Raw genomic sequence first — 10,333 nt, forward strand, 5'->3', positions numbered from 1 at the left:
GGTCTTATTTGGTGTTATCAACTCCAAAGATAAAAAACAGTTCATTACCTTGTCTTTCTTTTATGGAATTAATTGAAGTTTCTAAGACTTTTATTTTGAAAGCCTGATTAAAAAGCAGTTGGTATTCTAAAATGTTGCCACCAAAAGGAGGTCCAGTTTTTGTGAACTCCAAATTGAATAATAACCCAACGAGTTTACCTTCTGGATTTAATAATTGTCGCATTTGCTCAACATAATTTAATCTTAAACTAGGATTCAGTGCGCAAAAAAAGGTTTGCTCAATTATAAGGTCAAAGCTATCATCCAATTCAAAAAAGTCTGTATTTAAAAGTTGATGTTGAGGAAACTCTGGCACGCGCTTTTTAAAATTGTCTAAAGGTTGCTTTGCAAAATCTAAAACATATACGTTTTTAAAACCGTGATTCCATAAATACTCGGCTTCATAACTATTACCAGCTCCTGGAATTAAAATTTTTAAAGTCTTATTTTCAAGTTGATCAAAATAGACTTTTAAAGGAGGAGAAATATAGCCGATATTCCAACCTGTTTTATGATTGAGGTATCGCTCTTCCCAATAATCCTTGTTCATTAGATTCATATTCTGACTTAAGTGGTTTAGGGCAAGATTTCGATTTTTGTAACTATAAATTTATTCTTCATCATCATCGTAAAAGTCATCAATATCACGTCTATCTTTCTTTGTAGGTCGTCCTGAACCTTTCTTTCGATAATAATCTTTACTGTATTTTAAGAGTTCCTTCGCTTCAAAAGCTGATTTAGGAGTAGTATCTACTCTGTACAAATCAACCAACTTGGCTCCAACACGATTTGGAGGTAAATCGTTTACCGTAAGCTTATATATAATTTGATCTTTTCTAAGTTCAATCGTATCTGTAGGAAACACGTCTCGCGATGGTTTTACCGCAGCACCATTAACTTTAACCTGTCCTTTTTTACACGCTTTTGTCGCAATACTTCTCGTTTTATAATAGCGTACACACCATAAATATTTATCAATTCGCATATCTTTTTTACTAAAAACTACGTTAATGTTGTAGTGCAAAAATATTATATTATTGTATCTTGCGCTTTAAAATTAAGCAATAATGACCTTCAGTTTTAAACTATATGGTTTTATTGCGTCCATAATAAGTTTCTATGAAAATTAAAATTTTAAAATTTAGTCTTTTATTACTACTTTTATGTAGTGTTGTTGTCTCATGTAACAACGATGACGATGATGATGGTGATGCTTTTGTGATTGAAGATAGAACAGAGCAACAAGCTAAAGATAAAGACTCTTTAATCGCCTATTTAACATCACATTACTATAACTCAGGTTTTTTTGAAACAGGGTCGAACCATAAATATACAGATATCGTTATAACACCATTAGCAGAAGGAGAAACTGTACCTGAAAATCATACATTGTTAATGACTGCTGTTGAAGAACGTACTACGACATATCTTGAAGCTGACTATGAGTATTACGTTTTAAACATATATCAAGGTGATGGTGAATCTCCAGCATTTACAGATATGGTTCGTGTAAGGTACAGCGGAAGTTCAATAAATGATGCTTTAGATGGTACTTATGACGTCTTTGATTCTAGTGTCACTCCTGCAGATTTTAATTTGCAGACTGATGGAAACTCTTACGGTGTAATCAAAGCATGGCAACTTGTGATGCCAACGTTCAATGCGTCTTCTGATTATGAAATTGATGGCAATGGTAATTTCAGTTTTACGAATCCTGGTTTAGGTGTTATGTTTATTCCTTCTGGATTAGGTTATTTTTCTGGTTCTACTACAGGTTCAGTTTATGATAATCTTATGTTCAAATTCGAATTGTTACAGTTTGAAGTTGAAGATCATGATAATGATGGAATTCCGTCTTATCTTGAAGATATAGATGGGGATTTAGACGTAACAAATGATAATACCGATGAAGATTTTTATCTGAACTTTATTGATACCGATGATGATGGAGATCTTGTTTTAACTATAGATGAATTAATACCTACAACATATACTGTAGATACCAATTTAGGCGAAGAAGAGCCTGTACTTGCGGCTTACGAGTTTGAAAGAACTAGAAGTCAAATAGATGGTATTATCACTATCAAAACTGTAACTATTATAGATTCTGATGATGATGGTACACCAGATTATTTAGACCCAGCGTTTACAACTAACTACAATGAGTTATAATAGTTGAATTAAATTTTAGTATAAAAAAAGCCGCTCAAAATTATTGAGCGGCTTTTTTTTTTATTTACTGATTTTCTCTAGTTTTAAAGTGCGATAGATAAACTTAATATTAATTGATCTGGCCGTGTATCAATTCTGCTTACAACTCCAGCTCCTAAGTTGTTATCGATAAAAGTAGCTTCATTATTGCTAAAACCTCTTTCGTATCTCAAATCAATTCCAATTGTATTAAAGCTAAGCCCAATTCCAAAATTTAATCCAATAGAGAAATCTTCTTCAACATTATCGATATTTATGCCCTCAAACTCTGTGTCTAAAATATACTGTAAAGACGGTCCGGCAAAAACACTAACAGGTCCCAATACTCGAACACCTACTAATATAGGAGCATCAATTTTCTTTACAGAAAACTCGTCACTACTGTAGTCACTTTTGGTCGCTGTATAAACTAATTCTGGTTTTAGATAGAATTTATTTCCTATTTTTCCAAAAAGCCCAATATGATATCCAATATTACGATCCGGATGTTTTGCATTAGTACTAGCGGATTCAAAATAATCTCCATTGGCACTATAATTTAATCCACCTTTAATTCCAAATGAACCTCCGTTTTGTGCATTCATTGAAAATCCAACAAAAGCAAATACCAGAGTTGCAATAACTGTTTTCTTTAAATTTTTCATAATGTTCGTTTTTTAAGATTAAGTCTTTACTTCCAAAAACGATGCCAAATCAAAATTATTTCCTTTTCAGGATTTTTTTAACAGCGTTTTGAATCGCATCACTATTTAAACCATACTTATCCATTAGCTGTGCTGGTGTACCAGATTCTCCAAACGTATCGTTTGTTGCAATAAATTCTTGAGGAGTAGGATTGTGCTGCGCTAAAACTCTAGCAACACTTTCTCCAAGACCACCAAGATGGTTGTGCTCTTCAGCAGTGACGATACATCTCGTCTTAGCAACAGAATCTAAAATAGCTTTTTCGTCTAATGGTTTTATAGTATGAATATTAATCACTTCAGCAGAAATACCTGCTTCGTGTAATGCTTTTGATGCTTCTAAAGCTTCCCAAACTAAATGGCCTGTAGCAACGATAGTTACATCTGAACCTTCAGTTAATTTAATAGCTTTACCGATTTCAAATTTCTGATCAGCAGGTGTAAAAATTGGCACAGAAGGACGTCCAAATCTTAAATAAACAGGACCATCGTATTCTGCAATGGCCATGGTTGCCGCTTTGGTTTGGTTATAATCACAAGGATTAATAACGACCATACCTGGTAACATTTTCATTAAACCGATGTCTTCTAAAATTTGATGGGTTGCTCCATCTTCTCCTAGAGTTAATCCTGCGTGCGATGCACAAATTTTTACATTCTTTCCAGAATAAGCAATTGATTGACGAATTTGATCATAAACACGACCTGTAGAGAAATTTGCGAAAGTCCCTGTAAATGGAATTTTTCCACCAATGGTTAAACCAGCAGCAATCCCCATCATATTTGCTTCAGCAATTCCAATTTGAAAAAATCGTTCAGGATTTTCTTCAATGAATTTGTCCATTTTTAAAGACCCAATTAAGTCAGCACATAAGGCCACAACATTAGGGTTTGTTCTACCAAGTTCGGCTAAACCGGCTCCAAAACCACTTCTTGTATCTTTTTTCTCTGTATATGTGTAAGTTTTCATTTTCTTTTTTGATTTGATGATTAGTAGTCTCCTAAAGTTTCAGGATTTTGAGATAAACCTTCTTTTAATTGCTCATCGTTAGGAGCTTTTCCATGCCATGCATGCGTATGCATCATAAAATCGACACCATTACCCATAACGGTATGTAAAAGCACACAAATAGGTTTTCCTTGTCCTGTTAATGATTTTGCCTCTTTCATACCTTCTAGTATGGCTTCAATATCATTACCTTTTTCAATGTCTAAAACAGTCCAACCAAAAGCTTCAAATTTAGCTTTGATACTTCCCATTGGTAACACATCATCAGTAGAACCATCGATTTGTTGTTGGTTTAAATCGATAGTAGAAATTAAATTATCTACTTTTTTTGCCGAAGCATACATAATGGCTTCCCAATTCTGTCCTTCTTGCAATTCACCGTCACCATGAAGACTATATACTAAATGGTTATCATTGTTTAGTTTTTTTGCTTGTGCTGCCCCAAGAGCTACAGACATCCCTTGTCCTAAAGAACCAGAAGCGATTCGGATTCCAGGTAATCCTTCATGTGTTGTTGGATGGCCTTGTAAGCGCGAATCAATAAGTCTAAATGTATTCAGCTCTTCAACTGGGAAATAGCCAGATCTTGCCAATACACTATAATATACTGGAGAAATGTGTCCGTTTGAAAGGAAAAATAAATCTTCTCCAATTCCGTCCATATCAAAACCATCTTTGGTTTCCATAAGTTCTTGGTAAAGAGAAACAAAAAATTCGGCACAACCTAATGATCCACCTGGGTGACCAGAGTTTACCTTATGTACCATTCGTAAAATATCTCTACGAACTTGAGTAGTTAAATCAGTTAATTCTTTAATGTTTGGCATGTTATGTTGCTTAAGTTTTATGTTGCAAAAGTAACTTTTTACTAAGGGTTATCAAAAGTTGAAAAGCGGCACTTATTAACGAATTGTATGATTTGCTAACAATATGTTGAAAATTCTAAATATGAATTGGTAATTATTTTTTAAATCTAATTTAAGAAGTAATGTAATAGAGTTATTTATATTTGCCGTCGGACTTAGAATAAATGAGACGAGCATGCTGAAATTATTAACCATTATTAGAATGATTAATTGCGAACAACATGTGTCTGCGAAAGAACAACAAGTATAACACATGAAATTCACAAGAGTAGCAAACGATAAAGAAACCAAAGCAAGAGCAGGATCTATAGAAACGGATCATGGCACTATAGAAACTCCTATTTTTATGCCAGTTGGTACAGTGGCTTCTGTAAAAGGAGTACATCAACGCGAGTTAAAAAATGATATCAATCCAGATATTATTTTAGGAAATACCTATCATCTTTATTTAAGACCTCAAACTCCAATTTTGGAAGAAGCAGGAGGTTTGCATAAATTCATGAATTGGGATCGTAATATTTTAACCGATTCTGGTGGTTATCAGGTGTATTCCATGTCTTCAAATAGAAAGATTAAAGAAGAAGGAGTAAAATTCAAATCTCATATTGATGGGAGTTACCATGTGTTCACACCTGAAAATGTGATGGAAGTGCAACGCAGCATTGGTGCCGACATTATTATGGCTTTTGATGAGTGTACACCGTATCCATGTGATTATAACTATGCTAAACGTTCAATGCATATGACGCATCGTTGGTTAGAACGTTGTTTAACACATCTGAAAAAAACACCTTTTAAGTACGATTATGAACAAACATTTTTTCCGATTGTTCAAGGGAGTACTTATAAAGATTTGCGCAAACAATCTGCAGAATATATTGCCAATGCTGGAGCAGAAGGGAATGCAATCGGTGGACTTTCGGTAGGCGAGCCTGCGGAAGAAATGTATGCTATGACAGATGTGGTTTGTGAAATTCTACCAGAAGACAAACCACGTTATTTAATGGGTGTTGGTACGCCAATCAATATATTAGAAAATATTGCGTTAGGTGTAGATATGTTTGATTGTGTAATGCCAACACGAAATGCCAGAAATGGTATGTTGTTTACAGCTCATGGTTCCATTAATATCAAAAATCTAAAATGGGCTAATGATTTTTCACCGATAGATGATATGGCAATTACGTTTGTTGATACGGAATACAGCAAAGCTTATTTAAGACATTTATTTACAGTTAATGAATTATTAGGAAAGCAAATTGCTACCATTCATAATTTAGGGTTTTATCTGTGGTTAACGAGAGAAGCTAGAAAACATATTATTGCAGGTGATTTTAGAGCTTGGAAAGAAAAGATGGTGAAGCAAATGGATAACCGCCTTTAGAAATGGAACTTGAAGTATAAAAGTTTATTTTGCTAACAATTAATAACTAACAACTAATTTGAAAATACTTGATTGGTACATATTAAAACGGTATTTATTTACATTTCTAATGATGTTATTGCTGTTTGTTCCTATTGGAATAATAGTAGATTTAGCAGAGAAGGTAGGTAAAATGCTAGAAAATGATGTGGCTTTTAGTGAAGTGGCCTATTATTATTTAGATTTTACAGTCTATTTTGCCAACCTTTTATTCCCATTATTTTTATTTCTATCTGTGATTTGGTTCACGTCAAAGCTCGCTAATAATACAGAAATTGTCGCTTTTTTAAGTTCTGGAGTGTCGTTTTCAAGATTCTTAAGACCGTATTTGATTGGTGCAACGTTGGTCGCAGGAATCGCACTTTTTTTAGGTATGTATTTAGCTCCGATAGCGAGTCAAGGTTTCAATGAATTTAAATATAAGTACTTAAAAAAGAATAGATCGGTTCAGCAAACAAAAGATGTTTACCAACAAGTAAATGATCACGACTATATTTACGTTAACAATTTTATACCTAAGACGAATACGGGGTTAAAATTTACATATGAACATTTTGAAGGCAACCAACTCAAGTACAAAATTTTTGCAGATAGAATCACTTATGTTGAGAAGGATAGTGCATATAAACTAATTACATATACCAAACGTTCTTTCAATGATGGTATTGAAACAGTAGAAGAGGAGAGTCAAAAACTAATGCAATTTCCATTTGAATTAGAAGACTTAACACCTGTTCAGTATGCTGCAGAAACTAAACCTTATGGAGAATTACTCAGGTTTATTGCAGCAGAGGAACGACGAGGCTCACCAAATATTGGTAGGTATGAAGTCGTAAAGTTGAAGAAATGGAGCTTGCCTGTGTCCATATATATTCTTACAATTATTGCAGTTGCGGTTTCTTCAGTTAAACGAAGAGGAGGCATGGGGGCTAACCTGGCGGTTGGTATAGCTATTGCTATGATCTATGTTTTCTTTGATAAGGTGTTTGGAGTTATGGCTGAACAGTCCAATTTTCCAGCCGTGGTGGCTGTATGGTTTCCTAATGTAATATTTGGTATTTTAGCAATATATCTGCTTCAAAATGCCAAACGCTAAATTAAAGCATTATCTACATCTTCATGTTCTTGTCATAATTGCTGGTTTTACGGCCGTTTTGGGAGAACTCATTACCATTGGCGCACTAGAATTGGTGTGGTATAGGATGGCTATGGCCGGGATCTTAATGTTTATATACATTAAAATTGCTAGGATAAATTTAACGATATCTAAAAAAACGTTTTTCCAATTTTCTATCGCTGGCATTATCATAGCTCTACATTGGATTACGTTTTTTGAGGCTATTAATCAAGCTAATGTTTCTATTGCTTTAGCTATGTTTTCTTCAGGTGCATTTTTCGCCTCATTTATTGAACCTATTCTTTTTAAACGACGCATTTTAGGTTATGAAATTATCTTCGGCATCATTGTGATTCTTGGGGTGTTTTTAATAACAAGTAGTGAAATGGGGTATTTTAATGGAATCGTTCTAGGCTTGTTCTCAGCATTATTTTCAACTTTATTTGCAGTAATAAACGGTCTTTTTATTGAAAAGCATAGTGCCACAGTTATTTCGTTTTATGAATTTATCAGTGGAGTACTTTTTTTAACGGTATTTATTCTACTTACAGGTAAAACATTTAATGCAGAGTTTTTTACGCTTTCAACGTCCGATTGGGTTTACTTATTTATTTTAGCCTCAGTTTGTACTGCTTATGCTTTTATTGGATCTGTTGCTATTATGCGTTATATAAGCCCTTTTACCGTTATTTTAAGCTATAATTTAGAGCCTGTTTATGGTATAGCCATCGCTTTAGTGCTTTTTCCAGAAACAGAAAGAATGTCACCACAATTTTATATTGGTGCTATACTTATTTTAATTACGGTTTTATTTGATGCCGTGTTTAAAAATTATAAAAGACATAGAGATAAAATCAACAGTATTACCAATTAAATTTTTATAGTGTCTTGAATAAATTCTATTTTTGTAAATTGAAATTGAGAACTTACTTTTTTATATATTTTTTCTAATATAGAAATAAGAATACGTAGGTTTGTATCCTAACTATACTAACTAAACAAAACTAACTTCAAATTGTATGGAATATTTAGAGTTTGAATTACCAATAAAAGAACTAGAACAACAACTAGATAAATGTGAGATTATAGGCAAAGAAAGTGAAGTAGATGTTACTGAAACCTGTAAGCAGATTGAAAAAAAATTGGCTGAGACCAAGAAAGAGATTTACAAAAATCTTACCGCTTGGCAACGTGTTCAATTGTCTCGTCATCCTAATAGACCTTACACTTTAGATCATATTAAAGCCCTCTGTGGAGATACATTTTTAGAATTACACGGAGACAGAAATGTGAAGGATGATAAAGCCATGATTGGTGGATTAGGTAAAATCGGGGATCAATCTTATATGTTTATTGGTCAGCAAAAAGGATTTAATACCAAAACGAGGCAGTACCGAAATTTCGGAATGTCGAATCCAGAAGGCTATCGTAAAGCACTACGACTCATGAAATCTGCAGAGAAATTCGGAATTCCAGTAGTAACATTAATTGACACTCCAGGTGCTTATCCTGGTTTAGAAGCCGAAGAGCGTGGACAAGGTGAGGCCATTGCTCGTAATATCTTGGAAATGGCACGTTTAAAAGTCCCAATTATTACTATCATTATTGGTGAAGGTGCTTCAGGTGGAGCTCTTGGTATTGGAGTCGGTGATCGTGTAATGATGTTAGAGAATACGTGGTATTCTGTAATTTCACCAGAATCGTGTTCATCTATATTATGGAGAAGCTGGGAGTATAAGGAGCAAGCGGCAGAAGCTTTGAAGCTTACTGCAAAAGATATGAAACGTATGAAGCTTGTTGATTCCATTATTAAAGAACCACTTGGTGGAGCGCATACCGATAGAACTAAGACATTTTCTGCAGTAAAAGATGCCATTGTGAAGTCTTATGAAGAGCTTAAAAACTTATCACCAAAAGATTTAGTAAATCAACGTATGGAAAAATACGATGCTATGGGGGTCTATAAAGACTAATTCCATTAAACATAGGGTACTAAAAAAAACTGAAGTTTTGGCTTCGGTTTTTTTTGGCGCTATTAACAATAAAATCAAGTTATTAACAGTTAAATTGTTGATGGTGTGTTGAAATCGTAAAGCGATCGCTTTCATTTTATCAACACTATTTAACTACTTTTGTTACTTATGAAACAACCCAATCCAGTACAAGGCTATAAAGTTGATAAAAGCAATATTATCAATTTAGAAAAAGGAAAAATTCCACCTCAAGCAATTGATTTAGAAGAAGTTGTGATTGGGGCGATGATGATAGATAAAAAAGGTGTAGACGAAGTAATTGATATTTTAAGTCCAGATTCTTTTTATAAAGAAGCACATAAATATATCTTCGAAGCCATTTTTAAGCTCTTTGAAAATAGTGAGCCTATTGACTTATTAACCGTTTCTAGCCAATTAAAGAAAGATCAAAAACTAGAAGCTATTGGTGGTGATTTTTATCTCATTTCTTTAACGCAACGCGTATCGTCTTCTGCGCATATTGAGTTTCATGCCCGTATTATTCTTCAAAAATATATTCAGCGGAGTTTAATTAAAATTTCAAACGAAATTATTGAAGAAGCTTATGATGAAACCAAAGATGTTTTTGACCTTTTAGACACAGCGGAAGCGAAACTGTACGAAGTTACCCAAGGTAACGTGAAAAAGTCGACAGAATCTGCTCAAAGTTTGGTGATTCAAGCGAAAAAGAAAATTGAGGAAATGTCAAATAAAGAAGGTATGAGTGGTGTACCTTCAGGTTTTGATAAATTAGATAAACTAACATCAGGTTGGCAACCAAGTGATTTAATTATTGTTGCAGCACGTCCTGGTATGGGTAAAACAGCTTTAACCCTAACCATGGCAAGAAATGTTGCCGTCAATAGTAATATTCCGGTAGCCTTCTTTTCTTTAGAGATGTCATCTGTTCAATTAATAACACGTTTAATTTCTAGTGAAACTGGGCTTTCTTCAGAAAAATTGAGAACAGGTA

11 protein-coding genes are annotated in these 10,333 nt (G+C 33.8%); 6 read left to right on the forward strand and 5 right to left on the reverse strand.

What is annotated here, in order from left to right; translation table 11 throughout:
- Positions 1–4: 4 nt before the first annotated feature.
- Positions 5–589, reverse strand: coding sequence for a methyltransferase domain-containing protein (locus KO515_RS08935; protein ID WP_354668276.1), 585 nt, complete (start codon positions 587–589; stop codon positions 5–7).
- A gap of 60 nt (positions 590–649) precedes the next feature.
- A complete protein-coding gene (locus KO515_RS08940) occupies positions 650–1,024 on the reverse strand; it encodes an RNA-binding S4 domain-containing protein (RefSeq protein WP_215936026.1) in 375 nt (124 codons plus the stop codon).
- A 134-nt stretch (positions 1,025–1,158) separates the two neighbouring features.
- Here KO515_RS08940 and KO515_RS08945 point away from each other — a divergent pair, with 134 nt between their 5' ends.
- A complete protein-coding gene (locus tag KO515_RS08945; RefSeq protein ID WP_215936027.1) occupies positions 1,159–2,211 on the forward strand; it encodes an FKBP-type peptidyl-prolyl cis-trans isomerase in 1,053 nt (350 codons plus the stop codon).
- 83 nt (positions 2,212–2,294) lie between these two features.
- Here KO515_RS08945 and KO515_RS08950 read toward each other — a convergent pair whose 3' ends face one another.
- Genes KO515_RS08950 through KO515_RS08960 form a run of 3 tightly spaced genes read right to left on the reverse strand, consistent with a single transcriptional unit; the run spans position 2,295 to position 4,769 of the window.
- Positions 2,295–2,894 carry an outer membrane beta-barrel protein gene (locus tag KO515_RS08950; RefSeq protein ID WP_215936028.1) on the reverse strand — a complete coding sequence of 200 codons (600 nt, stop codon included), beginning with the start codon at positions 2,892–2,894 and terminating at the stop codon, positions 2,295–2,297.
- A gap of 55 nt (positions 2,895–2,949) precedes the next feature.
- Positions 2,950–3,903 (reverse strand): transketolase family protein, encoded by a 954-nt coding sequence (locus KO515_RS08955; protein WP_215936029.1) that lies wholly within the window; start codon positions 3,901–3,903, stop codon positions 2,950–2,952.
- A 20-nt stretch (positions 3,904–3,923) separates the two neighbouring features.
- On the reverse strand, positions 3,924–4,769 hold the full coding sequence (locus KO515_RS08960; RefSeq protein ID WP_215936030.1) for a transketolase: 846 nt from the start codon (positions 4,767–4,769) through the stop codon (positions 3,924–3,926).
- Positions 4,770–5,061: 292 nt separating this feature from the next.
- Between KO515_RS08960 and tgt the strand changes: the two genes are divergently transcribed.
- From tgt to KO515_RS08985, 5 genes are all read left to right on the forward strand, one after another.
- Positions 5,062–6,192 carry a tRNA guanosine(34) transglycosylase Tgt gene (gene tgt, locus KO515_RS08965; RefSeq protein WP_215936031.1) on the forward strand — a complete coding sequence of 377 codons (1,131 nt, stop codon included), beginning with the start codon at positions 5,062–5,064 and terminating at the stop codon, positions 6,190–6,192.
- 58 nt (positions 6,193–6,250) lie between these two features.
- Complete coding sequence (locus KO515_RS08970; protein WP_215936032.1) at positions 6,251–7,327, forward strand: LptF/LptG family permease; 1,077 nt, start codon at positions 6,251–6,253, stop codon at positions 7,325–7,327.
- On the forward strand, positions 7,314–8,222 hold the full coding sequence (locus KO515_RS08975; RefSeq protein ID WP_215936033.1) for a DMT family transporter: 909 nt from the start codon (positions 7,314–7,316) through the stop codon (positions 8,220–8,222). Before KO515_RS08970 ends, KO515_RS08975 begins: the two co-directional genes overlap by 14 nt.
- 145 nt (positions 8,223–8,367) lie before the next feature.
- On the forward strand, positions 8,368–9,321 hold the full coding sequence (locus KO515_RS08980; protein WP_215936034.1) for an acetyl-CoA carboxylase carboxyltransferase subunit alpha: 954 nt from the start codon (positions 8,368–8,370) through the stop codon (positions 9,319–9,321).
- 168 nt (positions 9,322–9,489) lie between these two features.
- The coding region (locus KO515_RS08985) for a replicative DNA helicase (protein WP_289846269.1) at positions 9,490–10,333 on the forward strand (844 nt) is incomplete at its 3' end.

Origin of the sequence: Winogradskyella psychrotolerans, assembly GCF_018860545.1 — a bacterium.
In the GTDB taxonomy this organism is placed as follows: Bacteria; Bacteroidota; Bacteroidia; order Flavobacteriales; family Flavobacteriaceae; genus Winogradskyella; species Winogradskyella psychrotolerans_A.